Here is a 25,526-nt window from a genome sequence, read left to right as displayed (position 1 = left end):
CGCGTATATAAAGTTTGGCTTTGACAGGAAGAGCCGCAACGATTAAGGGGACCGGCTGATAATTTCCCTTAAAACGCCGGCTTCCCCGGCATTGCCGAATCCTTATTCGGCCATTCATGAGGCTTTGACAGTGGCGAAAGCGGAACTTGGAACAAAACGTACCGATCCAGATACCGGCAAGAAGTTCTATGACCTGAACCGGGACCCGGTCGTCTCGCCCTATACCGGCAAGTCCTGGCCCTTGTCCTTCTTCGAGGAAACCTCCGCTTCCAAGGAAGTTCCGGAAGAGGACGAAGTGGCCGAAGTCGATACCGAAAACACGGAAGTCGAACTGGTGTCGCTCGAAGACGCGGACGAGGCTGCCGCCGGCGACGATATCCCGGATATCGGCGATGACGACGTTGAAATCGGCGACGATGACGACGATACCTTCCTCGAAGCCGACGAAGACGAAGATGACGACGATATGAGCGACATCATCGGCGTTACCGGCGACGACGACGACGTTTGATTTGCGAACAATCGGCTCGGTGAACAAGAAAAGTTTTCCGGGCCGAAAATTTCGGCTTGCTATCTGCAAAAACCAGAAGTAATAAGCCGCCACCCCGACGGGCGAAGCGCTCGGAAGGGACCCAGGGCCGGTCAAACGGCACCACCTTGATGGGGCTATAGCTCAGCTGGGAGAGCGCTTGCATGGCATGCAAGAGGTCAGCGGTTCGATCCCGCTTAGCTCCACCACGCTTCGCCCTTACGGGCTTCGCGTGGCACAGCCGCGGGAAACCGTTAGGCCGAAGCAGTGCCCGGCAAAGCCCGCAGGGCGACGACGGGCTTAAAATCTCACCCACAAGCTTTGTAAAGGCAGCCTCAGGAAACCTCTGAGTCAGAGCGGTGCTCGATACGACTCGCGGAGCGATAGGCCGAATGTGGTACGTTTACATTCTCCAGAGCGTCGATTTTCCCCAACAGCAATATACCGGATCCACATCGGATCTTAAGCAGCGACTCGCCGATCACAATGCCGGCAAATCGAGTCATACAGCAAAATTCACGCCTTGGATTCTGCTCTGGTATTCAGCATTTCCGGACAAATACAGAGCATTGGAATTTGAGACATATTTGAAGTCTCATTCCGGCAGGGCTTTTGCGAAGAAGAGACTTGTTTGATTGCCTCTGTTTGCCGATGAGCCTGATTTATTCTCACGTCAGGAAATTAGGGCATTAACTCATCTGCCCCATATTGATTACCAGCGCTGGGATGTTTCGTTCACACTCCCGCACTTTTCCCCACCCACCAAAATCGCCACATTGCAGCGCACAAAAATCTGCTAGGAAAAAACGAATCGTTTTCTGCCGTTGCTTTTGAGAGCTCCAGCTCGACACGCCCGAGGATGTATCTTGTTCGTTTTTTCGAAACTTGTCTGGATTTTTGGTCAGCCCCTGTCGCTGGCGTTTTTCTTCGGCGCATTGGCCCTAGTCGGCAGCCTTGTTCGCAGGCGCTTCATCGCAATTGTTTCCTCGCTGCTGTCGGTCCTGATCCTATTCGTCGCGCTTTATACGACCGCCGGCGCCTATATCGTCCAAGGCCTGGAAGAACGCTTTCCGCATCCGGCCGCTGATCCCGCGGATCTCAAATGCATGATCGTCCTCGGCGGCGCCACGCAGAATGAGGTGACGACGGCGCGGGGTGGGTACGAGATGGATTCGGCCGGCGATCGTCTCGTCGAGACGTTGCGGCTGGCGCAGAAGTTTCCGCAGGCACGCGTCGTCGTCTCCGGCGGCGACGGTTCGATCAGCGGCAAGTATGAGGGGGATGCGGTCATTTCCGAGCGCTTCTTTGTTGCGCTCGGTCTTCCAAAGGATCGGCTTGTCGAGGACACGACCTCGCGCACCACGCTTGAGAACGCGGTCAACACCAAACAGCTTCTCGCGCAGAACGGTCTTTCCGGTTGCCTGCTGATCACGTCCGGCTTCCATATGCCGCGGTCCATGGGAATTTTCCGCAAGCAGGGCATCGATGTCATCCCCTGGCCGGTCGATTACCGCAGCACGGGCAAGGAAACGCTAGGCTTCGATTTCACCCAGCCGTCGCTGAATGCGCAGTTGCTGGCGACGGGCGTCCGCGAATGGATCGGTCTCGTCGGCTATTACGCTGCCGGCCGCACCTCGACTCTTTATCCCGGCCCTTAACCACGCGGCCAGCCTGTAATCACGTGGCCTCGGCCCGTGACCACGTGGCCGGCCCGTAACCACGTGGCCGGCCCGCAATAGACGCTCGGGCGATAGGGCTTATTTTTTCGCGACGGTGACGAATTTCACGCCGCGGACGCGGACGGTGATCTCACAAGGATCACCCTCGGTTCGGTCGCAAAAGCGCGGGTGCATCTTCATGACCAGCACCATGTTGCCGAAGCGCTGGACGAAATCGTAGCCATAGATCCGGGCTGTCGCGACGAGAATATAGCCGCCTTCGGCGACGTGGATGTAGAAGTTGTAGGGGCAGCCCTCATCGGTGCAATCAGGGCCCTTTTCCCCTTTGCAGGTAATCTCGCCTTCGTTGACGACGAGGTCGGTCAGCGAGTCGTTGTTGATGTCCCGCTCCGTGGCAAAGCCGTCGCCGAAGCTCGCCTGGCCCTCGCAGCGCTTGGTAAAGTGTTCCTTCTCGAAGGCCACCGGATCTTGCACGAGTGATTGCTGCGCTTGCGCCACGACGGGCATGATCACGAGCGCGATGAGATTCAGGATCACGATCAGCAGGGATTTCACCGGCATTTCCTCTTGAAAGCGCAGGGTCGGCTACAGGGGTTGCGGCGACCGCTGCGCCATCTCTACATCTGCCTGCTTGCGCGGCCCTTGCCGCCGTGATTTTCTTCGCCGAAAATCGCGCCGGCACTCTCCTGGAGCCCCGAATGTCGCTTCTTTCGTTTCTCGACTATGCCGGCGTTGCCCTCTTTGCCGCAACTGGCGCGCTGTCGGCCTCGCGCAAGCAACTCGATCTGATCGGTTTCCTGTTTCTTGCGGCGGTCACCGGGATCGGCGGCGGTACGCTGAGGGATATCGTCCTCGGCCGCGTGCCGGTCTTCTGGGTGTCGAACCCGACCTATATCATCATCTGCGCCATAGCCGGCGTGCTCGTCTTCTTCACCGCACATCTCTTTGAGTCGCGCTACCGCCTGCTGATCTGGCTGGATGCGGTCGGTCTGTCGGCCTATTGCGTCATGGGAGCGGCCAAGGGCATAGCGGCGACGGGCTCGCCGACGGTTGCCATCGTCACCGGCGCGCTGACGGCGACCTTCGGCGGCATCCTGCGCGATCTTCTGGCAAACGAGCCCTCGGTGCTGCTGCGGCCGGAGATCTACGTGACCGCAGCGCTCGTCGGCGCCGGCGCCTTCACCGCCGCCAATGCCACCACGATGCCGCTCTATGCCTCGGCCGCCCTCGGCGTCGCCGCAGCCTTCGCCGTACGCGGCGGCGCGCTCTGGTTCGGCTGGACCTTCCCGACCTACCATCATAAGCCCGGCCGGCATCCTGACGATGTGATGTAATTGGAGGTAGTAGGAATTAGGCAACAGGCAGCAGCAAACGGCTGGAAGACAATTCTATTGCCTATTGCCTATTGCCTAGCCTTATCGCTGCTTGCGGCGCAGGCGGATGACCACGTCGACATGGGCGATCTCCATGCCCTTCGGCGGTTCCGGCAGATTGCCGATCGTCAGATTGCTGATCGGAATATCCAGCACTTCGTTCTGGCCTTCGATGAAGAAGTGGTGATGGTCCGATACGTTGGTGTCGAAATAGGTCTTGGTGCTTTCGACGGCAAGCACACGGATCAGGCCGGCTTCGGTGAACTGATGCAGCGTGTTGTAGACGGTGGCGAGCGAAACCGGCACGCCGGCGGCGACTGCCTCTTCATGCAGTTCCTCGACGGTCAGGTGTCGGTCGCCCTTGGCGAAGAGAAGGTCGCCGAGGGCGACGCGTTGCCGGGTCGGTCTCAGGCCCGCGCTGCGCAGCCTGCTTTCGATCGCGATTTCGGCCTCTTCCGCCATTCAGGGAACTCCGGATTCCTGATCTCTATAAATCTTTACTAAGCCATATAACTTTTGCCTGGATTGCTTTCAATAGTTTCCATGGGGTGGGAAGGCGGCCAAAAGCCGTAAAAAGAAGGTTCTTGGCGCATTTGCCTCTGGCAGCAGCCCTAGCCTTCCTGTATGCGACCACCACATAACAGTGAAGTGTGTTCGGTCGGACGTTGGAATGCGAGCATCATGCTTGCGCTTCATTTTCTGTCGATCTTACACTAAAGCTTCACATCAATCGGCATTTGCGCGGGGGAAACGGAACTTTATGACGACGAGACAATCCAGCTTCAACTATGAGGAAATCCTGGCCTGCGGCCGCGGCGAACTGTTCGGCCCGGGCAACGCGCAGCTTCCCCTACCGCCGATGCTGATGGTCCATCGCATTACAGATATTTCCGAAACCGGTGGCGCCTTCGACAAGGGCTACATTCGCGCCGAATACGACGTGCGCCCCGATGACTGGTACTTCCCCTGCCATTTTGCCGGCAATCCGATCATGCCGGGCTGCCTTGGCCTCGACGGCATGTGGCAGCTCACCGGCTTCTTCCTCGGTTGGCTCGGCGAGCCCGGTCGCGGCATGGCGCTGTCTACCGGCGAGGTGAAGTTCAAGGGCATGGTTCGTCCGGACACGAAGCTTCTCGAATATGGCATCGACTTCAAGCGCGTCATGAGAGGCCGCCTCGTCCTCGGCACGGCAGACGGCTGGCTGAAGGCCGATGGTGAGACCATTTATCAGGCAACGGACCTGCGCGTCGGTCTGTCAAAGGACAAGGTTGCCTGACCTGCGCTCGCCGCCACCACAAAGAGAGATGTTTTAGAAAAGGTCATCGACATGAGACGGGTAGTAGTTACGGGTCTGGGTATTGTCTCTTCGATTGGAAACGATGCGCAGGAAGTCACTGCCTCGCTGCGCGAAGCCAAGTCGGGCATTTCTTTCTCCTCCGATTTTGCCGAACACGGTTTCAAGTGCCAGGTCTGGGGTTCGCCGAAGATCGACACGACCGAGCTGGTCGATCGCCGCGCCATGCGGTTCCTCTCGCAGGGCGGGGCATGGAACCACGTCGCCATGAAGCAGGCGATCGCCGATAGCGGCCTCGAAGAAAGCGACATTACCAATGAGCGCACCGGCATCATCATGGGTTCGGGCGGCCCGTCGACCCGCACGCTGATCGAAGCAGCCGATATCACCCGCAAGAACAACAGCCCGAAGCGCATCGGCCCCTTCGCCGTGCCGAAGTCGATGTCGTCGACGGCATCGGCGACGCTTGCCACTTGGTTCAAGATCCACGGCGTCAATTATTCCATCTCCTCCGCCTGCTCGACCTCTGCGCACTGCATCGGCAATGCCGCCGAGATGATCCAGTGGGGCAAGCAGGACGTGATGTTCGCCGGCGGCCACGAGGATCTCGATTGGACGATGTCCAACCTCTTCGACGCCATGGGCGCCATGTCCTCCAAGTTCAATGAGGATCACCCGGAAACCGCCTCTCGCGCCTATGATGCCAATCGTGACGGCTTCGTCATCGCCGGCGGCGCCGGTGTGCTGGTGCTGGAAGAGCTCGAGCATGCCAAAGCGCGCGGCGCCAAGATCTACGCCGAAATCGTCGGCTACGGCGCCACCTCGGACGGCTACGACATGGTCGCGCCGTCGGGCGAGGGCGCAGTGCGCTGCATGCGCCAGGCGCTCGCGACCGTGAAGGGGGATATCGACTACATCAACACGCACGGCACCTCGACGCCGGTCGGCGACAGCAAGGAAATCGGCGCCATTCGCGAAGTCTTTGGCGACAAGATCCCGCCGATCCAATCGACCAAGTCGCTGACGGGCCATTCGCTCGGCGCAGCCGGCGTGCAGGAATCGATCTACTCGATCCTGATGATGCAGGAGCGCTTCATCGGTGAAAGCGCCCATATCAGCGAACTCGATCCGGAATTCGAAGATGTGCCGATCGTCCGCAAGCGTATCGACAACGCCAAGTTCGATATCGCTCTCTCCAATTCCTTCGGCTTCGGCGGCACCAACGCCACGCTCGTATTCCAGCGCTATAACGGATAAAGCAATGACGGGAATCATGCAGGGTAAGCGCGGCCTCATCATGGGCGTCGCAAACAATCACTCGATTGCCTGGGGTATTTCAAAGGCGCTTGCAGCCGAAGGCGCGGAACTGGCTTTCACATTCCAGGGCGAGGCGCTCGGCAAGCGCGTCAAGCCGCTCGCTGCCGAAGTCGGCTCCGATTTTCTGCTGCCCTGCGATGTCGAGGATTTAGCTTCGGTCGATTCTGTCTTCGACGAGATTAGGGCACGCTGGGGCAGGCTGGACTTCATCGTCCACGCCATCGGCTTTTCCGACAAGAACGAGCTGAAGGGGCTCTATGCCAACACCACGCGGGACAATTTCACCCGCACCATGGTGATTTCCTGCTTCTCCTTCACCGAAGTCGCCAAGCGCGCCGCCGACCTGATGGTCGAAGGCGGCAGCATGCTGACGCTGACCTATAACGGCTCGACGCGCGTGATACCCAACTACAACGTCATGGGCGTCGCCAAGGCCGCGCTCGAGGCTTCCGTTCGCTATCTCGCCGCCGATTACGGACCGCGCGGCATCCGCGTCAATGCCATCTCCGCCGGCCCAATCCGCACGCTCGCCGGCGCCGGCATTTCCGACGCCCGGGCCATCCTCTCCTGGAACCAGCGCAACGCCCCGCTGCGCAAGACGGTCACCATCGACAATGTCGGCTCATCGTCGCTCTATCTGCTTTCCGAGCTCTCGGCTGGTGTTACGGGCGAGATCCACTATGTCGACGCCGGATACAACATCACCTCGATGCCGACGCTGGAAGCGCTGACCAAGGCTGACGTCGAATAAATTTCCGCTCGAAATTGTCCCCCGCCGCCATCGGCTGCGGGGACAGGTTTCTCGGGAATATTGTCACCGGGATTATCAATGACGTTCAACAATGCTGAGCCTCTCGCATCCACCGAACGTCTCATTCTCCGCCGCTTCGTGCCGGAGGATTTCGAAGCCTACAGCGCCTATCGATCGCTGCCATCCGTCTATCGTTACCTTTATAGCGCTCCTCCATCGGAACAGGAGATGAAGGAGCGTTTCGACGCCGGCTTGAATACGCGTTTGTCTGAAGATGGCGATATGCTTCGCTGTGCCGTAGTAAGGCGCGAGGACAATATTCTGCTGGGGCAGGTCAGCCTCAAGCTGGCCAGCAAGGTCGCCCTTCAGGCCGAGATCGGCTACATCTTCAATCCGGCCTATTCCGGCAAGGGATATGTGACTGAGGCGGTGCGGGCGCTCATCACGCTCGGCTTCGGCAGCTTCGGCTTTCACCGGATTTTCGCACGGCTGGATGCGAAGAACATCGGATCCATCGGCGTCGTCGAACGGCTTGGTCTGCGGCGCGAAGCGCATCTGATCGAAAACGATCGCTTCGAGGGCATCTGGGGCGACGAATATGTCTATGCCGTACTGAGCCGCGAATGGACCTCAAGCCCACCGAATCGGGCGCGTTAATCTCCAATCGATAAGATTTTACGAAAATTTTAGGTTAATTCCATCTTGCCGGGGATGGCCCATTACGACGGGCCGGAATTCCGATACATCTGACGCATTCAACAGTATTTCCTGCATGTCCATCGGCATTCACCAGCTATTTACGGGAACCCCCAGCCGTGAACACCATAACTGTTGCCAGTCCCAAGCCGCTCGATCCATTGGACGAGGCGACATCGCTCGAAGCCGCAGTCAGTGCAAGGGCATTGGGCCCGGACATATTGCGCGCGCTTGCCATCCTGCTTGTCATGCTCGTGCATCTGCCGGAGGAAGCGACCCCATTGGCATTGGCCGGAATCAGGCCCTATGGATGGATCGGCGTCGACATATTCTTCGTGCTTAGCGGATATCTCATCGGAACCCGACTGATGGCGGAAGCCGCGCGTCGCAATGCCGTCGACTTCAAAGCCTTCTACCTTCGCCGGGCATTCCGCATATTGCCGGCCTTTCTGCTCGTGCTTGCCTTTTACGCGTTCATTCCCTTCTTGCGCGATGCGCCGACGATGCAATCGGACTGGCGGTTCCTGACCTTCACGGTCAATTTCGGGCTCGATCCGCGCTCGAGCGGCACGTTCACCGAGGCCTGGTCGCTGAGCGTCGAAGAGCATTTCTATTTGGTTCTGCCGGTTCTCGTCGTCTTTCTGAAACGGCGCGCGACAGCGATCTTCACCGCCTTTCTGATTACGACAATCGTAATTGCCGGCATGGGTCTGAGATTTGCGCTCTGGCAGAACGAGGTTGGCCCGGCTGCTGAAATGCACGCCTACAGGGCGGCGCTCGCTGTCTATCTGAGAGACGTTTATTATCCGACTTATAATCGACTGGATGGACTGACGTTCGGCGTCGTTCTCGCAGCGATCCGGCTGTTCAAGCCGCTGCTATGGGAAAGATACATGCCGCCATACATCGCGCTCGGGCTTGGCAGCACGTTCGCGATAGCGGCGCTTGTCATCTTTTCCATCCGCGGACCGTTCGCAGAAACCAATCTGCCGCTTGTGCTTCAGCCTCTTCCAGGCGCGGTCGTCGGTTTTCCGCTCTTCTCGGCGGGAGTGGCGTTCATTCTCGGCGCATTGCTGGATCTGCAGCCTAGGATCGCGCGCTGGCATCTTCCGGCGATATCAGGCATCGCGACGCTCTCCTACAGCCTCTATCTGACCCATAAGGGCATCTATCATCTCGACCAGATGGTATTCGGCAGGAGCAATCTTCAGGGCTTGTCCGGCTTTATCATCTATTTCGCCACTTGCTTCATCGTGGCGGCGACGCTCTGGTTTGTCGTGGAAAGAAACTTCCTGATCCTGAGGGATCACCTGCTGCCCCGTTCGAACCGAACCGGCTAAATCACGCGCGTATAAAAAAGGCGGTCATTGGCCGCCTTCATCGCCTATTTCTTCGCCCACAGCACCTTAAAGCGAGCGTTGCGGCAGGTCTCGCCATGTTCGCGGAAATTCTCCGCCAGTACCGGCTCGTAGGGCAGGCCGCGATTGGCGACCAGCATCAGGCGGCCGCCGCTGCGCAGTGCCGAGGATGCCGCCTTGATCATTGCCTGGCCGAGCGAAGGCTCGGCGGCATGGCCTTCATGGAAGGGCGGGTTCATGATGATCAGGTCATACTTGTCCTTGACCGGCTCGCTTGCCAGATCGTGCCAGAAGAAGCGCTGGGCGACCTTCGGGCAGTTTTCCAGGAGATTGGCGCGGGCGGCCTCTAATGCGGCGTAATGAGCCTCGTAGAGGTCCAGGCGCGCGGTCCGCGGCGATCTGGTCGCCAGTTCCACGGAGAGATAGCCCCAGCCGGCGCCGAAATCGGCGGCATCGCCGGAAAAATCGGTCGGCAGACGCGATGCCAGCAATTCGGAGCCAGCGTCGATGCGATCATGCGAGAACATGCCGGCAGCGGTCGTGAACCGGCCTTCGATGCGCGTCGCGGGCTTCGACAATTGCGCGGTCAGAGCGCTCGTGTCGGCCGGACGCGCAAACCAGAACGCCACGCCGTGATATTTCGGCATGTGCTCGACATCGAGACCAAAACCTTCGACGCGCTTGCGCAACGGCTGAATGCCGTCTTCCTTGCCGCCGGCGACGACGATCAGCCCACCCGCCTTCACGCGCGTCAGAGCGTCGGCGATATGGGCCTCGTTCTCGCCCTTGTGCTTGGTGCAGAGCACCAGCGCGCCGTCATAATTCTCACCCTCGATCTGCGGCGTGACCTCGACACGTTGCGCCTGAAGCTGGCGATAGAAGGGCCTGAACCCTTGAACGGCGGAGAGCTCGGCGGCGAAGGCGTCCGGCAGCGCAAAACCGGCTTCCGCGCCGAGAAACAGGATCCGCTCACCCTCGCCGGGCGCGTCGACAGTGCCGGAGGCAAAGGGATGGAACAGGGTCTTTAAGGCGTCGCGGCTCATGGGCGTGGTCTCGTCAGTGGGAATGAGTTTCGTCTGTCGGATGCACGCGCCGTTTCGACCTCGTGCTTGCCCCTCACCCTACCCCTCTCCCCGTCGGGACGGGGAGAGGGGACGACAGAGCAAGACTAGATGCCTCGGTTTGGTGGAGAGCGATCAACGAGCACAGTCGCATTCCCCTCTCCCCGCATTGCGGGGAGAGGGCTAGGGTGAGGGGCCGGGCACGCAATTTCAACGAAATCACGCCGGACCGACGGCATCCAATATAAAAAGGGCGCGGAAAGATCCCGCGCCCCGAAACGTGCGTGAAGGCGCGGCTTATTCGGCCGCGTCGTCCTTCTTCTTTTCGGCAACGATTTCCTGGCCGGTCGCCTGGTCGACAACCTTCATGGACAGGCGAACCTTGCCGCGCTCGTCGAAGCCGAGGAGCTTGACCCAGACCTTGTCGCCTTCCTTGACGACGTCGGTCGTCTTGGCAACGCGCTCGGAGGCGAGCTGCGAGATGTGGACAAGACCGTCGCGGGCGCCGAAGAAGTTGACGAAAGCACCGAAATCAGCGGTCTTGACGACCGTGCCTTCGTAGATCTGACCGACTTCCGGCTCGGCGACGATCGAGTGGATCCACTTGCGGGCCGCTTCGATTTCCTTGCCGGAGGACGAGGCGATCTTGACGGTGCCGTCGTCTTCGATGTTGATCTTGGCGCCGGTCTTTTCGACGATTTCGCGGATGACCTTGCCGCCGGAGCCGATGACTTCGCGGATCTTGTCGACCGGGATGTTCATGACTTCGATGCGCGGAGCGAATTCACCGAGCTGGCCGCGGCTTTCGGAGATGGCCTTGGCCATTTCGCCGAGGATGTGCAGACGGCCGCCCTTCGCCTGGTTCAGGGCCACCTTCATGATCTCTTCGGTGATGCCGTCGATCTTGATGTCCATCTGCAGCGAGGTAACGCCGGCTTCCGTGCCGGCGACCTTGAAGTCCATGTCGCCGAGGTGGTCTTCGTCACCGAGAATGTCGGAGAGAACGGCGAAGCGCTCGCCTTCCTTGATCAGGCCCATGGCGATACCGGCAACCGGCTTTGCCAGCGGCACGCCGGCATCCATCAGCGCCAGCGAGGTGCCGCAAACGGTCGCCATCGAGGAGGAGCCGTTGGACTCGGTGATTTCCGAGACGACACGCAGCGTGTAGGGGAACTGTTCCGCCGACGGCAGCATCGGGTGGATGGCGCGCCATGCAAGCTTGCCGTGGCCGATTTCGCGGCGACCCGGAGACCCCATGCGGCCGGTTTCGCCGACCGAGTAGGGCGGGAAGTTGTAGTGCAGCATGAAGTTTTCTTTGTACATGCCGGTCAGACTGTCGACGAACTGTTCGTCTTCGCCGGTGCCGAGCGTGGCAACGACGATCGCCTGCGTTTCACCGCGGGTGAAGAGGGCAGAACCGTGCGTGCGCGGCAGCAGGCCGACTTCGGCGAGGATCGGACGAACCGTCTGCAGGTCTCGGCCATCGATGCGGCTGGAGGTGTCAAGAATGTTCCAGCGAACGATCTTGGCCTGCAGGTGCTTGAAGATGGCGCCGACTTCTTCGGCTGTGTACTTGGCTTCGCCTTCTTCCGGCAGGAAGTGCGCCTTGACCTTCGCCTTGACGGCGTCGACGGCGGCGTAGCGATCGGCCTTCTGGGTGATCTTGTAGGCTTCGCGCAGCTCGGCTTCGGCAAGGCCGAGCATTTCGGTTTCGAGCGCGGAGAAATCGTCCGGAGTGAAATCGCGCGGTTCCTTGGCGGCAACTTCGGCAAGCTTGATGATCGCGTCGATCACCGGCTGGAAGCCGCGATGGCCGAACATGACGGCGCCGAGCATGATGTCTTCCGGCAGTTCCTTGGCTTCGGACTCGACCATCAGAACGGCTTCCTGCGTGCCGGCGACGACGAGGTCGAGGCTCGATTCATCCATCTCGTCGAGATGCGGATTGAGCACGTATTCGCCGTTGATGTAGCCGACGCGGGCGCCGCCGATCGGGCCCATGAACGGAATGCCTGACAGCGTCAGGGCAGCCGACGTTGCGACCATGGACAGCACGTCCGGGTCATTTTCCAGGTCATGCTGGATGACGGTGACGACAACCTGCGTGTCGTTCTTGTAGCCTTCCGGGAAAAGCGGGCGGATCGGACGGTCGATCAGGCGGGAAACGAGGGTTTCGTTTTCGCTCGGGCGACCTTCGCGCTTGAAATAGCCGCCGGGGATCTTGCCGGCTGCATAGGTCTTTTCCTGGTAGTTGACGGTGAGCGGGAAGAAATCCTGGCCCGGCTTCGGCGACTTGGCGGAAACGACGGTGGCGAGAACCACGGTTTCGCCATAGGTCGCGATGACGGCGCCATCGGCCTGGCGGGCGATCTTGCCGGTCTCGAGCTTCAGCGGGCGGCCGGCCCACTCGATTTCGACGGTATGGATATCGAACATATCTTGTCCTTGCGTGGTGCGGGAAAAGGCGCCGTCGTCCATGGATCGGCAAGGCGCATCTTCAACCGCACGAAGTGTGACGTATCACGGGCAAGACAACGAGAGGCTTTCGAAGATCGGCCGAAGCATGAAGCTTCGGCTGAAAGCATCCGGCAATCCTGCCCCATGACAGGTCAACGGTTGGTGTTGGCAGAACCGGCCCATCCGGCCTGCCGGCTGTCTCACATCGCGCAATCGGAAAGCGCCACGGAAACAAGTCTGACGGGTTTCAAACCCTTCATAAGCATCCGGCGGACGTTCACGCGAACGCCCGCCGGAAATTTGATTAGCGACGGATACCGAGGCTGGAGATCAGCTTGGTATAACGGCCTTCGTCCTTCTTCTTGAGGTAATCAAGAAGCGAGCGCCGGCTGGAAACCATCGTCAGGAGACCACGGCGGGAGTGATTGTCCTTCTTGTGGTCCTTGAAGTGGTCGGTGAGGTTGTTGATGCGCTCGGTCAGGATCGCAACCTGGACTTCCGGAGAACCGGTGTCGCCTTCGGCGGTAGCGTATTCCTTGATCAGCGCAGCCTTGCGCTCAGCAGTAATCGACATCGGATGGTCCTTTCTATGAGAGGAAATAATGTCGCCAAACGCCGGGATGTCGTCCAGCATTGGCCGCGAATGCAATCGGGCAGGCCCGATGCTGGCGCTGCCTATAAACCAAATGAGCGCCAATGGAAAGAGGGTTCTCCCCTGGGCGGCTTTCAGCGCCCCGCCATTGCATCGCGGATCATCGCATCGTAACCCTCGGGATCTTGGAGCATGGCGAAATGGCTAGCGTCCTTCAGGATAACGAGCTTTGCGCCCGGAATGTCCTTCGCCATCATCTGCGTATGGTCGAGCTTGATCGCCTCGTCATGGTCACCGATGGCAAGCGTGACAGGCACCGTTATCTTTCCAAGGTCGGCTGCCGTCCATGCCGGTTGCGTCGCCCACATCTGTGAAATCTGATTGACGAAGGCATCGTATTCGTTCGGCGTCGGCGACAGCTTTCTGTAATAGTCGCCGGCGACATTGATGTAGTCGTTGAAGGTCTTGTTGTTCATGACGTCAGGCTTTACGCCATCGGTTGTGACGTTTGCCGCCTGAGCGATCACGCGCGTCAGCTTGTTGGGGTATTTCATCGCCATGTCGATGCCGATGATGCCGCCATCAGACCATCCGACCAATGTCACCTTGTCGATCTTCAGATAATCGAGCAGCGCGACGTAGTCCGCGGTCATCAGGTCGCAACCGAAGGGCTTTTGGCTGCGCGTTGAGCGGCCATGCCCGCGACTGTCGGCAACGATGACCAGATGATCTCTAGCGAAATCGGCAACCTGCCTGCCCCAGACGTCAGCATTTCCAAGTCCGCCATGGATGAAGAGGATCGGGTCGCCCGCACCGTATTCGGCATAATACATCTTTATGTCGTTGACATCGGCCATGCCGCTCTTCTCCGCCTGCGGCATCGGCGGAAAAGCCGGCAGCCCGGCCCAGCGCTCGTCGGAATGCGCGCTCGCTACGGTGAGGAACAACGAAAGGACTGCCAGTATTCCGAGGGTAATTCTGCGCATGTTCTCTCCCTTGAGGGTCGCCATGGCCCGTCGGGGAGCATATCGCATCGCCATTACCCGCAATAGCTGTATTTACGGGCTGGCCGAAGGTCAGCCGAATACGCGCTTCGGCCGGAATTCGCCCTGGCCGATCTCGCCGATGGCGATCAGTTTGCCGCGTGCCGTGGCATAGGCCTCGCTCTCGGCAACCGGCGCATCGCGCCCGCGCACGAGAATGGGATTGCCCATCTTCAGACGATGCGCCTGGTCGTCGTTGATGACGAGATGCGGCAGTGCCGACAGCGCCTCCGCCGTATCGATCAGCAGAGCATCGAGGGCGGCGAGCCGTTCGTCCATATCCTCGATTGCCTCAAGTGCGACGAGATCGGCGAGCGGCACCATCGTCTCTTCGGCGAAAGGCGCGACGAAACTGCGGCGCAGCCCGGAAATATGGCCGTAGCAGCCGAGATCGCGGCCAAAATCGCGAGCGAGCGCCCGAACATAGGTGCCCTTGCCGCATTCCACTTCGAAATGCGCCGTATTGGCATCGGGGCAGGCGAGCAGCGTCAAGCGGAAAATTTCCACCTCGCGCGACGGAATTTCGACAGTTTCGCCATCGCGGGCAAGATCATAGGCGCGCTCGCCGGCGATCTTGATCGCCGAAAACTGCGGCGGGATCTGATGGATGACGCCCGTATATTTCGCCAGCAGCGCACGAATATTCTCTTCGCTCGGGCGCTGGTCGGAGGTCGCGGTCACCTCGCCTTCGAGGTCGTCCGTGCTGCGTTCCTCACCCCAGGTGACGGTGAATTCATAGATCTTCCGGCCGTCCATGACGTAGGGAACGGTCTTGGTGGCGTCGCCAAGCGCGATCGGCAGCATGCCGGAGGCAAGCGGATCAAGCGTGCCGGCATGGCCGGCCTTCTGCGCCTTGAACAGCCACTTGATCTTGGAAACGGCCTCGGTCGAGCCGAAGTCCACCGGCTTGTCGAGGATCAGCCAGCCGGAAATCGGGCGGCCTTTGGGCTTGCGTGGTTTGGACATTCTCTGTCTCTGTTATCGGTCTTCGTCGGTGTCGGTATTGCCGTCTTCGAGGTCGCGCTGGACCTCCGGCGAGCGCAGCAGCGCATCGATCTTCTGGTAGTTGTCGAAGCTGGTATCGTCGCGGAAGCGGACTTCGGGCATGTATTTCATCTGCCGAAGCTGCGGTCCGAGACGGCCGCGGATGAACTTCGCATGGCGATTGAGCGTCTCGATGACGGTCTGATGGTCGGCGACGCCGAGCGGCGTCACATAGGCCGTGGCGATCTTCAGATCCGGCGACATGCGCACCTCGGAAATGGAGATCACCGTGCGCTCGATCAGGTCGTCGCGCACTTCGCCGCGCTGCAGAACCTGGGTGATCGCGGCACGCACCTGCTCGCCGACGCGAAGCATGCGCTGCGAGGGCGCGGAAGAAGTTGGTCTTGTTGCCATTTGTCTTGTTCCCAAAAGGTTCGGGCGCCGGACTGGATGTTCCGGCGCCCGTCCCAATGTTCCAATCTATCCTGCTTACAGCGTGCGGGTGATGTGCTCCACGCGGAAGCACTCGATCGTATCGCCGATGCGGATATCTTCGTAGTTCTCGAACGCCATGCCGCATTCCTGGCCGACATTGACTTCCGAGACTTCGTCCTTGAAGCGCTTGAGCGTCTTGAGCTTGCCTTCGTGGATGACGACGTTGTCGCGCACCAGGCGGACGCCGACGCCACGCTCGACCTTGCCCTCGGTGACGCGGCAACCCGCGACCTTGCCGACCTTGGTGATGTTGAACACCTCGAGGATTTCGGCGTTGCCGAGGAAGGTTTCGCGCCGTTCCGGAGACAAGAGGCCCGACATTGCCGCCTTCACGTCATCCACCAGATCGTAGATGATGTTGTAGTAGCGGATTTCGATGCCTTCACGCTCTGCCAGCGTACGAGCCTGGGCATTGGCGCGGACGTTGAAGCCGATGATCGCCGCGTCCGATGCTCCGGCCAGCGACACGTCGGACTCGGTGATGCCGCCTGCACCCGAATGGACGATGCGGGCACGGACTTCGTCGGTGCCGAGCTTGTCCAGCGCGCCGGCAATGGCTTCGATCGAGCCCTGCACGTCGCCCTTGATCACCAGCGGGAATTCCTTCACGCCGACAGCCTGGAGCTGGGTCATCATCTGTTCGAGCGAGCCGCGCTGACCGGACTGACGGGCAGCCGCCTTGTCGCGCGCCAGACGCTGGCGGTATTCGGAAATCTCGCGAGCGCGGCTTTCACTTTCAACGACGGCGAACTTGTCGCCTGCCGCCGGTGTGCCCGAAAGACCGAGAACCTCGACCGGCGTCGCCGGCGTCGCTTCCTTCACATGCTCGCCCTTGTCGTTGACCAGGGCACGTACGCGGCCCCACTGATCGCCGGCAACGACGATCTGGCCTGGACGCAGCGTGCCCTTCTGCACGAGGACGGTGGCGACGGAGCCACGGCCGCGGTCGAGCTGGGCTTCGATGACGGTGCCTTCCGCCGTGCGGTTCGGGTTGGCCTTGAGATCAAGGATTTCCGCCTGCAGCAGGATGGCTTCGAGCAGCTTGTCGAGGTTGGTGCCGTTCTTCGCGGAGACTTCCACGTCGAGCACTTCACCGCCCATGGATTCGACGAAGACCTCGTGCTGCAGCAATTCCGTGCGGACCTTCTGCGGATTGGCCGTCGGCTTGTCGATCTTGTTGATCGCCACGATGATCGGAACGCCCGCCGCCTTGGCATGGTTGATCGATTCGATCGTCTGCGGCATCACGCTGTCGTCGGCTGCCACCACCAGAATAGCGATGTCGGTCGCCTGGGCACCGCGGGCGCGCATTGCCGTGAAGGCGGCGTGGCCGGGCGTGTCGATGAAGGTGATCTTCTGACCGTTCTGCTCGACCTGATAGGCGCCGATGTGCTGGGTGATGCCACCGGCTTCGCCGGCCACCACGTTGGCGTGGCGGATGGCGTCGAGCAGGGAGGTCTTGCCGTGGTCGACGTGACCCATGATGGTGACGACGGGGGGACGGGAAATCAGCTCGCCATCCTCGTCGGCAACGTTGAAGATGCCCTGTTCGATATCGGATTCCGACACGCGCTTGACGGTATGACCAAATTCGCCGGCGATGAGCTCGGCCAAGTCGGCGTCGATAACGTCGCCCGGCTTCATCATCTGGCCTTCCTTCATCAGGAACTTGATGACGTCGACGGCGCGTTCGGACATGCGCTGCGACAGTTCCTGGATGGTGATGGTTTCCGGCAGCACGACTTCACGCGAGATCTTCTCACGTGTTTCCTGCATCTGGCTGCGGCGGAACTTTTCCTGACGACGGCGCATGGCCGAAAGCGAGCGGCCGCGGGCGTTGCCGTCTTCGTCGACATCGGCCGTCGTTACCGTCAGCTTGCCGCGGCGGCGGTCATCGTCCGTCTTCGGGCGCGTGGTGACAGGCTTTGCCGGCTCAGGGCGCACGAGCTTGCCACGTGCCGGGCCGCCACGCGAGGGGCCGCGATCGTCTTCCTCTTCATTGACCCGACGGCGGTTGGCCGGCGTTTCCATGATAGCAGCGCCGGGCCGTGCAGCCTGCGGAGCCGTATCCGGGCGACGGGCAACGACGGGCGCTGCAGCCGGCTGGACAGCCGGCTTCGGTGCTTCCGTCTTGGCTTCGACCGGTACGGGCGTCTCAACCTTAGCTTCAGCAGCGCGGGCAGCCTCTTCGGCGGCGCGGCGGGCAGCTTCGGCCTGTTCGGCGATGCGGCGTGCTTCTTCTTCCTGCTGGCGGCGAGCCTCTTCCTCGGCGCGGCGGACCGCATCGGCGGCGTCGCGTGCCTGGGCTTCGGCAAGTGCGCGGCGTCGCGCATCCATCTCGCCGGCCGACAGGTGGTTGAGAACCACCGGCCGCGACGAACGATCCTGCTGCGGGCGCTGCTGATTGTTCTGGTTGGATTGCTGCGGTCGCTGCTGCTGGCCGCCTGGCTGATGAATGCGCGGAGCCGGCTGCGGCGGGCGCGGCGGCTGCGGTGTCGGTTCCGCGACGCGCGTCACGGACGCCGTGGCGGCAGCCGTCGTCGTCGGGGTGATCATCGGCTTTTCGTCTTCAGGGCGTAGCGGGCGGCGCTTGCGAGTTTCGACCACGACCGCCTTGGTGCGACCGCGGCCCATGTCCTGGCGCACGGTGCCCTGGTTCACGCCTGAGGGCTTCAGGGTGAGGGTCTTCTTACCCGAAACACTCAGCGTCTTGTCGTCTTTATTGTCGGTCATTCCGTTCCCGTTCCTTCGGACAGGGTACGGAATCGTCCGTCAGACCCTGTCGTTCAATGCATGTACCTTAATGAGGCGTCCGGCATCGGCCGGTGACCGCGTCATTGTTTTCGCCGGCCAGCGCCGCCCGTTGCCCGGGACTGACCGCCGTTGCGGTACCGTTCGAGCAGGTTTGCGCGCTTCACTACACCCTCACCTGCCTGCCCCGCAAGCGCTGCGGCATGGATAAAAGCGTTCTGGCCCATCAGTTCTTCCATTTCCGCCTCCGTGAAGACACGAAATGACGGTATTTCCTTTTCAGTCTCCATGCCAAGATGCCAGGCCTTGCGTGCCTGATCGATCTTGCGAACGCCGTCGGCGGCGGCATCCATCGCATGGAACACGGCAAGTGCCGAGCCGTTGCGAACGGCGCCATCGACCTTCGACGAGCCGCTGACGAACTGGCCCGCCTTGCGCGCCATGTTCATCATCCCGGCGAGTTGCGCCGCAAGAAGCCGGTCGACGGTGGCGCCGAGCTCGCTCGGTGCCGTCACCTCCGCCTTCAGGGCGCGAGAGAACAATTTCTTCGCCACTGCCTTGTCCACCAGCGCCCTGTCGAGCTTGACCCAGCAGCCGCGTCCCGGCAGTTGCCGCTTCAGATCGGGAACAACGGTCCCGTCCGGAGCGGCGACGAAGCGGATCAGCTCATCCGGCGATCCGCTTTCGCGTGTTACGATGCACATGCGGCCGTTCACGTCGCCACCGCCGAGATCGTCGTCCTCAGGCGGTGCCTCCGGCCCCTCGGTGCTCATCATGCTTCCTGCTCGGCCTCATCCTCCGTAGCCTCTTCCGCCTCAGCGGCGAGATCGGCTTCGGTGATCCAGCCGGCCAGCAGGCGGGCCTGCACGACCATCTGCTCGGCCTCGACGCGCGAGACTTCGAGCTTGGAGAACAGGCCTTCGAACTTCTTCGTTTCGCCGTTCTTGCGTTCGGTCCAACCGACGAGATCGTCGGCGGCGCAGCCGGCGAAGTCCTCGATCGTCTTGATGCCGTCCTCGCCGAGAGCGACCATCATCTGCGCGGTCATGCCGTTGATCTGGCGCAGCTCGTCGGACACGCCGAGCGCCTTGCGCTTCTCGTCCATTTCGGCTTCCAGGCGCTCCAGATATTCGCGGGCGCGATCCTGGATTTCCTGGGCGGTCTCTTCGTCGAAACCGTCGATGGACGAAATTTCGTCGAGATCGACATAAGCCAGCTCCTCGACGGCGGCAAAGCCTTCCGAGGCCAGAACCTGGCCGACCATTTCGTCGACGTCGAGCGCATCCATGAACAGATTGGTGCGCTCGTTGAATTCCTTCTGACGGCGCTCGGATTCTTCCGCTTCCGTCATGATGTCGATGTCCCAGCCGGTGAGCTGCGAGGCGAGGCGGACGTTCTGGCCGCGGCGACCGATGGCGAGCGAGAGCTGCTCGTCCGGAACCACGACTTCGATGCGCTCGGCATCCTCATCGAGAACGACCTTGGCGACCTCGGCCGGCTGCAGCGCGTTGACGACGAAATTCGCCGGCTCGCTGGACCACGGGATGATGTCGATCTTTTCGCCCTGCAGCTCGCCGACGACCGCCTGGACGCGCGAACCGCGCATACCGACGCAGGCGCCGACCGGATCAATCGACGAATCGTTCGAGATGACGGCGATCTTGGCGCGCGAACCCGGATCGCGGGCGACCGACTTCACCTGGATGATGCCGTCGTAGATTTCAGGTACTTCCATGGTGAAGAGCTTGACCATGAACTGCGGATGCGTGCGCGACAGGAAAATCTGCGGGCCGCGCTGTTCGCGACGGACGTCGTAGACATAGGCGCGAACGCGGTCGCCATAGCGGAAGTTTTCGCGCGGGATCATCTCGTCGCGGCGGATGATGCCTTCGCCGCGGCCGAGATCGACGATGACGTTGCCGTATTCGACGCGCTTGACGGTGCCGTTGACGATTTCGCCGACGCGATCCTTGAATTCGTCGAACTGGCGGTCACGCTCGGCTTCGCGCACCTTCTGCACGATGACCTGCTTGGCCGACTGGGCCGCGATACGGCCGAAATCCATCGGCGGCAGCGGATCGGCGATGAAATCGCCAAGCGCGGCATCCGGGTTGCGGTCGCGGGCCAGCTCCAGCGGGATCTGCGTGGAATAGTCTTCAGCCTTTTCGACGACTTCGAGCAGGCGCTGCAGACGGATTTCGCCGGTCTTCGGGTTGATGTCGGCGCGGATGTTCGACTCCGTGCCGTAACGCGAACGCGCGGCCTTCTGGATCGCGTCCGCCATTGCGGCAAGCACGATCTCGCGGTCGATGACCTTTTCGCGCGCCACTGCATCTGCGATCTGCAGAAGCTCTAGCCGGTTCGCACTGACTGCCATTGTCTTTAGTCTCCGTCTTCCTGCCCTGGGGTTCCCGTCCCGTACGGCGGTTCGTTGATCGGTTATTCTTCTTCGTCGTCCGCTTCGTTCTGGTTCGCAGCCTCGGCTTTCGCCAGCTTGTCGGCGCGCAGTGCATCGCGGATGAGATCGTCCGTCAGGATCAGCTTGGCATCGGCCAGCGTGCTGAACGGAATGGTCACCTTCGGTTCTTCCCCGTAGGCAACCTGGTCGCGCTCGATCGTAAAGCCGTCGGCGCTGACATCGGCGATCTTGCCGCGGAACCGCTTGCGGTTATCAACCAGGATCGAGGTCTCGCACTTGATGAGATGGCCGATCCAGCGGCTGAAATCCGATTTGCGCACCATCGGACGATCGATGCCGGGCGAAGACACTTCCAGATGATACGCTTTATCGATCGGATCTTCCACATCCAGCACCGGCGAAATCGCCGTCGAGACCTCTTCGCAATCCTCGACGGTCATGGTGCCGTCGTTGCGCTCGGTCATGATCTGCAATGTCAGGCCGTTCTGATTGAGGAGGCGCGCGCGCACCAAGCGGAAGCCCATGCCGACGAGCACGGGCTCGATGATGGCGGCGATCCGCTGGTCGAGACCGGTTTCGACGATCAGCCGCGGTTCATTGACATTGTCTGCGTTTGTCTCTTCCGACAAGCGTTCACTCCTGCATTGTCCATGCATTTGGAGATCGAGCTAATAAAAAAGAGCGGGTCCTTGCGGCCCACTCTTCATCACACGATCAAGAATTTGATGCCGATATAAGCCCGTTCCCACCAAATTGCAAGGTCTTCGCACCGAAACCCGGCTCGGCGGATTATTTCCGGAATTCTATCCTCATATCGAGGTTCAGAGATTCAGTTCCGTTGTGAAGCGTTATTCATTCTGCGGTGCAGCAGCAAAAGACTGAAAAGCGTGCAGAAGGCAAAAATCGAGACCGCAAAGGCCAGCCACAGAGCCGCATTAGGACCGGCAGAGGTCATGATGGCGGCGAATACCGGCGGTGCAGCGGCAAAGGAAAGGTTGAGGGGCACGGCCAGCTTCGCCGATGCGCGGGCATAGGCGCCGGCGGGGAAAATCTGCAACGGTATCATGGCGTTAGTCACGGCGGCGACGCCGCTGGCAATGCCATAGAGCGCGGCGAAAAACACGGCGCCGATGAAGCTGCTGGTCAGCAAAAGAACGATGAAGCTCAGTGGAAACAGGGCAAAGGCAGCAAGGCCTGTATCGAAGCCTGACCAGCGCCGGCCGCCGAGGAAATCGACCATGCGCCCCGCCCATTTCGCAATACCGATAAAGGCCGCGGCCGCCAGCGCACTGGCGTGATCGAGGCCTGAAGCCTCGAACAGGATGATAATCGTAAGGGCAAATCCCCAGGTTACGAAGCCATTGGCGGCAAAGCTTGTGGCTAGCAGGGCGAAACTCGGCCTATCGATGCCGGTAGGTTCGGCGGCCGCCTTCACGGCCGATTTTTCCGTGGGCCGGGGGGCAAGCGTGGTCCAATGCAGTGGCATGCAGACAAGCAGCATGAGGGCGGCATAGGCCAGTGTCGTGGCGCGCCAGCCCCACTGGGCCTGCAGAAATCCCGTCAGCGGCCAGACGATGGTTGATGTTAGCCCGCCGGCCATGATCAACACGCCGAGCGCCTGCCGCGCTTTCTCGCCAGCGATCTCGGTCACCGCGATCTGCGCGGGTGTCGTTAACTGGCAGGCACCGGCGAGGCCAAGAATGATCCACGACAGAACATAAGACACCGAACCGTTCGCAAGGCCCATGATCAGCAGGCCGGCTGCGCCCACCGGCGATCCCAAGGTCATAATCGGGCGCGCGCCATGGCGCTCGAACGCGGTGCTGAGCGGCCAGGATACTAGGGCCATGATGACAAGCATTATTGTCGGTCCTGCCATGACCATGGGCAGCGCCAAGCCCAACTCGGCGGCCATGGCAGGCCCGGTCACCACTGGCAAATAGAAGGTTGCACCCCAGCCGATGAGTTGAGTCAACGACAGCGCGAGAACGGCACGAACCGTGGGCGAGCGGAACGGCATCGCGGCATTTGGTGTGAAGGGCACGATCAAGTCGCGGTAGCGATGTAGAAACATCAAAGACCTTTGGATTGGCGAAATAATAAAGGGCTGCCGCCGGCGAGCGCGGAATAAAGAAAATAATGCTGTCTCGACCACCGCCCATGCTATGGCTTTGGTATGGATGGAAGATAGGTTTGAATGCATTGCCCATGCTGATGGGCTTTTCGGGTCAACTTGTGCTCGATTTTCGTGGGATGCTCAAACGAGGAATTTGCGGGGAGCTTGAGGAAAATTCATGCAGCAAAGACATCGCGTCTCTCTCAATGCCGTCAGAGTCTTCGCGATCGTGGCACGCACCGGCAGCCTGACGGCCGCTGGCGCGGAACTCGGCGTTACCTCCGGCGCGGTGAGCCACCAGCTCAAAAAGCTAGAAGATGAGCTTGGGGTGAGCTTCTTCCGCCGCGGAAATAACACGGTTTCGCTCACCGACATGGGACGACGGTTCTATGAGGAAGTCGCACCGGCGATCAAGCTCATCGAGCGTTCGGCTGATGCCCTTTATCGCGACGAAAACGAAATCAGCGTCCATGCCACGACGTCGCTTGCGTTGCGTTGGCTCATCCCGTCACTAGATCGTTTTCGCGCGCTCTGCCCACAGGTGCGCGTTCGGGTGGAAACGAGTTCTGCACGAGGTTTTCCAGCCGTCCCCGACTCTGATGTCAGCATCCGTTATTTCCGGACAGGGGACGCGACGGAAGGATGGGAGTTCCTGACTAGCGACCTGCGCCGCGCGGTCGTTTCTCCGGGCCTGCTGGCAAAAGATGCCAATAATCGGGAGATTGCCATTCGGCATTTGCCGGCTCTTCAATGCAGTGTGGACAACTGGGATTGGAAGCTCTGGTGCGAGACGTTTAGTGTTTCGCTAACTGGACTGTCCTTCGCCCACGCTTTCGACACCGACGACGCTGCTCTTCATGCCTGTGTTGCCGGTCTAGGGATGGTGCTTGCGCCGACGATTCTGACGGGCAGAGAAACCAAATCGGGCGCACTGGTAACCCTGCCAGGATATGAGGCGGTCGAGACCGGAACCTATCGCTACCAGCGCCGCTCGGAGTCGAGAGCGGTCCGGCAATTCTGTGGCTGGATGGACACAGAAATGCGCAACCTCGAATGAACGGCTTCCATCGGGAGCTTTGATTTCACAGGTAATTCTCACCACGTTTCAAGCGGCCATGACCACACCGCCGAAAGCTGCCCCCTGCTGGCGTCTGCCGCCGAATTCCGCTTATTTCAGCACACCGAGCATGGAGCTGTCGGGATAGCAGGTGGGTTTGCGGCCGCTCTTTTCCTGCCATTGGCCGATCGAGCGCCGGGTCTTGTAGCCCGGCAATCCGTCGGTGCCGCCGACGTCGTATCCCTTGTGCTCCAATGTCATCTGCATGCCGGCGACGTCGGAGCGCAGCATCTTGCCGACATCGCCCCATTGGCCCTGGAAGGCACCGGAACCATAGGCGATACGGTCGGCGAGATTGCCGATATAGAGGCCATAGAGATCGGAATTATTATATTCCTTGATGATGTAGAAATTCGGCGTGACGATGAATTCCGGCCCGTCGCGCCCGGCCGGCACCAGCATCATGCCGCTGGCGCGCAACTCGTCTGATGGAAAAGCCTTGCCGGAAATCCTGGCAATCCCGAGCGAGCTCCAATGTGAAATTGACTTGGCGAGATCCGGCCCCTCCTGCGCGCAGGATACGTTTTCCGGGATCGTCACTTCGTAACCCCAGCCGCGGCCGCGCTGCCAACCCTTCTGCACCAGATAGTTGGCTATGGAAGCAAGCGTATCCGGCACCGACGTCCAGATGTTGCGATGGCCGTCGCCGTCAAAATCAACCGCATATTTCAGATAGCTGGTCGGCATGAACTGGGGCTGGCCGAGCGCGCCGGCCCAGGAGCCCAAGAACTGATCGGGCGTGACGTCGCCATGTTCGAGAATGCCGAGCGCTGCGATAAGTTCGGTGCGGAACATCTCCTTGCGCGTCGACATGAAGGCCTTGGTCGCAAGCACCTGGACCGCCGAATTCGGCAGCTTCGCCGCTCCGAAGCCGGTCTCCCGGCCCCAGATCGCCAGCACGATCGGCCCGGGCACACCATAGACCTTCTCGATCCTTTTCAGCGTCGGGCCATATTGCGAAGCGAAGCTGCGCCCAGTCGCCGCCAGTCTCTGCAGCCGCGCCTCGTTGAAATAGGGAGCGGGCGAGGAGAATTCCGCCTGCGTCTGCGGCTGTTCCTTAGGCTTTGGAAAACCCGGCGGCACGAGATCCGGCAGATCCCAATTCAGCGTCACGCCGGAAAAAGCGGCCTTGAAGGTCCTTTCGGAAACGCCGTCCTTCTGCGCTTCCGGCCAAAGATCCTTCTGCACCCAAGTCTGGAACTGCGCCTCGACATCGGCCTTTGAGGCGGCGAGGGCGGGGACGGGGAGGAGCGCGAGGAGGAGGATAAGCAAGCGCAGAATATGCCGAGAGATACCCCCCTCTGTCCCTTTCGGGACATCTCCCCCACAAGGGGGGAGATTGTTAGCGGCGCGCTTCATGCCATATCGATAGTTCGAAGTTTCTGCGAATGCTGCGGCAGACTGTTTGGCGAACGACGTGCTGCAAGCAACCGATCTCCCCCCTTGCGGGGGAGATGTCACGAAGTGACAGAGGGGGGTGTGTACTCTCCTCAT

Annotated in this window: 24 protein-coding genes and 1 tRNA gene; 11 read left to right on the top strand and 14 right to left on the bottom strand. The window is 60.6% G+C overall.

Annotated features, from left to right (window positions below; genetic code table 11):
- Positions 1-130: 130 nt before the first annotated feature.
- From QDY28_RS21830 to QDY28_RS21815, 4 genes are all read left to right on the top strand, one after another.
- Positions 131-511, top strand: a complete 381-nt coding sequence (locus tag QDY28_RS21830; protein WP_028754673.1) for a TIGR02300 family protein — start codon at positions 131-133, stop codon at positions 509-511.
- A 151-nt stretch (positions 512-662) separates the two neighbouring features.
- Positions 663-738, top strand: a tRNA-Ala gene (locus QDY28_RS21825).
- A 183-nt stretch (positions 739-921) separates the two neighbouring features.
- Positions 922-1,164, top strand: coding sequence for a GIY-YIG nuclease family protein (locus QDY28_RS21820; protein ID WP_331383712.1), 243 nt, complete (start codon positions 922-924; stop codon positions 1,162-1,164).
- A gap of 231 nt (positions 1,165-1,395) precedes the next feature.
- Positions 1,396-2,187, top strand: a complete 792-nt coding sequence (locus QDY28_RS21815; RefSeq protein WP_331383711.1) for a YdcF family protein — start codon at positions 1,396-1,398, stop codon at positions 2,185-2,187.
- A gap of 99 nt (positions 2,188-2,286) precedes the next feature.
- On the opposite strand, the gene QDY28_RS21810 is transcribed toward QDY28_RS21815, so the two are convergent.
- Positions 2,287-2,763: a hypothetical protein gene (locus QDY28_RS21810; protein WP_331383710.1), complete on the bottom strand. Its 477-nt coding sequence runs from the start codon at positions 2,761-2,763 to the stop codon at positions 2,287-2,289.
- A gap of 143 nt (positions 2,764-2,906) precedes the next feature.
- On the opposite strand from QDY28_RS21810, the gene QDY28_RS21805 reads away from it, so the two are divergent.
- Complete coding sequence (locus QDY28_RS21805; protein ID WP_331383709.1) at positions 2,907-3,542, top strand: trimeric intracellular cation channel family protein; 636 nt, start codon at positions 2,907-2,909, stop codon at positions 3,540-3,542.
- Positions 3,543-3,623: 81 nt separating this feature from the next.
- On the opposite strand, the gene irrA is transcribed toward QDY28_RS21805, so the two are convergent.
- Positions 3,624-4,043: an iron response transcriptional regulator IrrA gene (irrA, locus tag QDY28_RS21800; protein ID WP_331383708.1), complete on the bottom strand. Its 420-nt coding sequence runs from the start codon at positions 4,041-4,043 to the stop codon at positions 3,624-3,626.
- A gap of 298 nt (positions 4,044-4,341) precedes the next feature.
- Between irrA and fabA the strand changes: the two genes are divergently transcribed.
- The 5 genes from fabA (at position 4,342) to QDY28_RS21775 (ending at position 8,979) form a co-directional block, all read left to right on the top strand.
- Positions 4,342-4,857: a 3-hydroxyacyl-[acyl-carrier-protein] dehydratase FabA gene (fabA, locus tag QDY28_RS21795; protein ID WP_106996153.1), complete on the top strand. Its 516-nt coding sequence runs from the start codon at positions 4,342-4,344 to the stop codon at positions 4,855-4,857.
- A gap of 51 nt (positions 4,858-4,908) precedes the next feature.
- Positions 4,909-6,132 (top strand): beta-ketoacyl-ACP synthase I, encoded by a 1,224-nt coding sequence (gene fabB / locus QDY28_RS21790; RefSeq protein WP_331383707.1) that lies wholly within the window; start codon positions 4,909-4,911, stop codon positions 6,130-6,132.
- 4 nt (positions 6,133-6,136) lie between these two features.
- Positions 6,137-6,943, top strand: coding sequence for an enoyl-ACP reductase FabI (gene fabI / locus QDY28_RS21785; protein ID WP_331383706.1), 807 nt, complete (start codon positions 6,137-6,139; stop codon positions 6,941-6,943).
- Positions 6,944-7,021: 78 nt separating this feature from the next.
- Positions 7,022-7,600: a GNAT family N-acetyltransferase gene (locus QDY28_RS21780; protein WP_331383705.1), complete on the top strand. Its 579-nt coding sequence runs from the start codon at positions 7,022-7,024 to the stop codon at positions 7,598-7,600.
- A 158-nt stretch (positions 7,601-7,758) separates the two neighbouring features.
- Positions 7,759-8,979 carry an acyltransferase family protein gene (locus QDY28_RS21775; protein ID WP_331383704.1) on the top strand — a complete coding sequence of 407 codons (1,221 nt, stop codon included), beginning with the start codon at positions 7,759-7,761 and terminating at the stop codon, positions 8,977-8,979.
- Between the two features lie 44 nt (positions 8,980-9,023).
- Here the strand turns inward: QDY28_RS21775 and QDY28_RS21770 are convergent, their stop codons facing one another.
- The 11 genes from QDY28_RS21770 to QDY28_RS21720 form a co-directional block, all read right to left on the bottom strand.
- A complete protein-coding gene (locus QDY28_RS21770) occupies positions 9,024-10,040 on the bottom strand; it encodes a class I SAM-dependent methyltransferase (protein ID WP_331383703.1) in 1,017 nt (338 codons plus the stop codon).
- Between the two features lie 315 nt (positions 10,041-10,355).
- Positions 10,356-12,494 (bottom strand): polyribonucleotide nucleotidyltransferase, encoded by a 2,139-nt coding sequence (gene pnp / locus QDY28_RS21765; RefSeq protein WP_331383702.1) that lies wholly within the window; start codon positions 12,492-12,494, stop codon positions 10,356-10,358.
- A gap of 325 nt (positions 12,495-12,819) precedes the next feature.
- The gene (rpsO, locus tag QDY28_RS21760; RefSeq protein ID WP_028754662.1) at positions 12,820-13,089 is read right to left on the bottom strand and encodes a 30S ribosomal protein S15; all 270 of its coding nucleotides are present in this window, start codon (positions 13,087-13,089) and stop codon (positions 12,820-12,822) included.
- 152 nt (positions 13,090-13,241) lie between these two features.
- On the bottom strand, positions 13,242-14,093 hold the full coding sequence (locus QDY28_RS21755; protein WP_331383701.1) for an alpha/beta fold hydrolase: 852 nt from the start codon (positions 14,091-14,093) through the stop codon (positions 13,242-13,244).
- A gap of 90 nt (positions 14,094-14,183) precedes the next feature.
- Positions 14,184-15,116 carry a tRNA pseudouridine(55) synthase TruB gene (truB, locus tag QDY28_RS21750; RefSeq protein WP_331383700.1) on the bottom strand — a complete coding sequence of 311 codons (933 nt, stop codon included), beginning with the start codon at positions 15,114-15,116 and terminating at the stop codon, positions 14,184-14,186.
- A 12-nt stretch (positions 15,117-15,128) separates the two neighbouring features.
- Positions 15,129-15,548 carry a 30S ribosome-binding factor RbfA gene (gene rbfA / locus QDY28_RS21745; protein ID WP_331383699.1) on the bottom strand — a complete coding sequence of 140 codons (420 nt, stop codon included), beginning with the start codon at positions 15,546-15,548 and terminating at the stop codon, positions 15,129-15,131.
- A gap of 75 nt (positions 15,549-15,623) precedes the next feature.
- Positions 15,624-18,362, bottom strand: coding sequence for a translation initiation factor IF-2 (gene infB / locus QDY28_RS21740; protein WP_331383698.1), 2,739 nt, complete (start codon positions 18,360-18,362; stop codon positions 15,624-15,626).
- Positions 18,363-18,463: 101 nt separating this feature from the next.
- Positions 18,464-19,156, bottom strand: coding sequence for an RNA-binding protein (locus QDY28_RS21735; RefSeq protein ID WP_331383697.1), 693 nt, complete (start codon positions 19,154-19,156; stop codon positions 18,464-18,466).
- Entirely contained in the window at positions 19,153-20,757 is a 1,605-nt protein-coding gene (gene nusA / locus QDY28_RS21730; RefSeq protein WP_331383696.1) for a transcription termination factor NusA, read from the bottom strand. Before nusA ends, QDY28_RS21735 begins: the two co-directional genes overlap by 4 nt.
- 62 nt (positions 20,758-20,819) lie before the next feature.
- Positions 20,820-21,428, bottom strand: coding sequence for a ribosome maturation factor RimP (gene rimP / locus QDY28_RS21725; RefSeq protein ID WP_331383695.1), 609 nt, complete (start codon positions 21,426-21,428; stop codon positions 20,820-20,822).
- Positions 21,429-21,628: 200 nt separating this feature from the next.
- Positions 21,629-22,873 (bottom strand): MFS transporter, encoded by a 1,245-nt coding sequence (locus QDY28_RS21720; protein WP_331383694.1) that lies wholly within the window; start codon positions 22,871-22,873, stop codon positions 21,629-21,631.
- Between the two features lie 220 nt (positions 22,874-23,093).
- Between QDY28_RS21720 and QDY28_RS21715 the strand changes: the two genes are divergently transcribed.
- Positions 23,094-23,972 (top strand): LysR family transcriptional regulator, encoded by an 879-nt coding sequence (locus QDY28_RS21715; protein WP_331383693.1) that lies wholly within the window; start codon positions 23,094-23,096, stop codon positions 23,970-23,972.
- A gap of 111 nt (positions 23,973-24,083) precedes the next feature.
- Here the strand turns inward: QDY28_RS21715 and QDY28_RS21710 are convergent, their stop codons facing one another.
- Complete coding sequence (locus QDY28_RS21710; protein WP_442967570.1) at positions 24,084-25,526, bottom strand: lytic murein transglycosylase; 1,443 nt, start codon at positions 25,524-25,526, stop codon at positions 24,084-24,086.

The organism is Rhizobium sp. BR 362, assembly GCF_036528765.1.
GTDB lineage: Bacteria > Pseudomonadota > Alphaproteobacteria > Rhizobiales > Rhizobiaceae > Rhizobium.
This window is presented reverse-complemented; position numbering and strand designations above follow the sequence as displayed.

Coding starts and splice junctions, on each gene's coding strand:
- QDY28_RS21820 (WP_331383712.1), top strand. CDS start 922: ATGTGGTACGTTTACATTCTCCAGAGCGTCGATTTTCCCCAACAGCAA.
- QDY28_RS21805 (WP_331383709.1), top strand. CDS start 2,907: ATGTCGCTTCTTTCGTTTCTCGACTATGCCGGCGTTGCCCTCTTTGCC.
- irrA (WP_331383708.1), bottom strand. CDS start 4,043: ATGGCGGAAGAGGCCGAAATCGCGATCGAAAGCAGGCTGCGCAGCGCG.
- fabA (WP_106996153.1), top strand. CDS start 4,342: ATGACGACGAGACAATCCAGCTTCAACTATGAGGAAATCCTGGCCTGC.
- fabB (WP_331383707.1), top strand. CDS start 4,909: ATGAGACGGGTAGTAGTTACGGGTCTGGGTATTGTCTCTTCGATTGGA.
- fabI (WP_331383706.1), top strand. CDS start 6,137: ATGACGGGAATCATGCAGGGTAAGCGCGGCCTCATCATGGGCGTCGCA.
- QDY28_RS21780 (WP_331383705.1), top strand. CDS start 7,022: ATGACGTTCAACAATGCTGAGCCTCTCGCATCCACCGAACGTCTCATT.
- QDY28_RS21770 (WP_331383703.1), bottom strand. CDS start 10,040: ATGAGCCGCGACGCCTTAAAGACCCTGTTCCATCCCTTTGCCTCCGGC.
- pnp (WP_331383702.1), bottom strand. CDS start 12,494: ATGTTCGATATCCATACCGTCGAAATCGAGTGGGCCGGCCGCCCGCTG.
- rpsO (WP_028754662.1), bottom strand. CDS start 13,089: ATGTCGATTACTGCTGAGCGCAAGGCTGCGCTGATCAAGGAATACGCT.
- QDY28_RS21755 (WP_331383701.1), bottom strand. CDS start 14,093: ATGCGCAGAATTACCCTCGGAATACTGGCAGTCCTTTCGTTGTTCCTC.
- truB (WP_331383700.1), bottom strand. CDS start 15,116: ATGTCCAAACCACGCAAGCCCAAAGGCCGCCCGATTTCCGGCTGGCTG.
- rbfA (WP_331383699.1), bottom strand. CDS start 15,548: ATGGCAACAAGACCAACTTCTTCCGCGCCCTCGCAGCGCATGCTTCGC.
- infB (WP_331383698.1), bottom strand. CDS start 18,362: ATGACCGACAATAAAGACGACAAGACGCTGAGTGTTTCGGGTAAGAAG.
- QDY28_RS21735 (WP_331383697.1), bottom strand. CDS start 19,156: ATGATGAGCACCGAGGGGCCGGAGGCACCGCCTGAGGACGACGATCTC.
- nusA (WP_331383696.1), bottom strand. CDS start 20,757: ATGGCAGTCAGTGCGAACCGGCTAGAGCTTCTGCAGATCGCAGATGCA.
- QDY28_RS21720 (WP_331383694.1), bottom strand. CDS start 22,873: ATGTTTCTACATCGCTACCGCGACTTGATCGTGCCCTTCACACCAAAT.
- QDY28_RS21715 (WP_331383693.1), top strand. CDS start 23,094: ATGCAGCAAAGACATCGCGTCTCTCTCAATGCCGTCAGAGTCTTCGCG.
- QDY28_RS21710 (WP_442967570.1), bottom strand. CDS start 25,526: ATGAGGAGAGTACACACCCCCCTCTGTCACTTCGTGACATCTCCCCCG.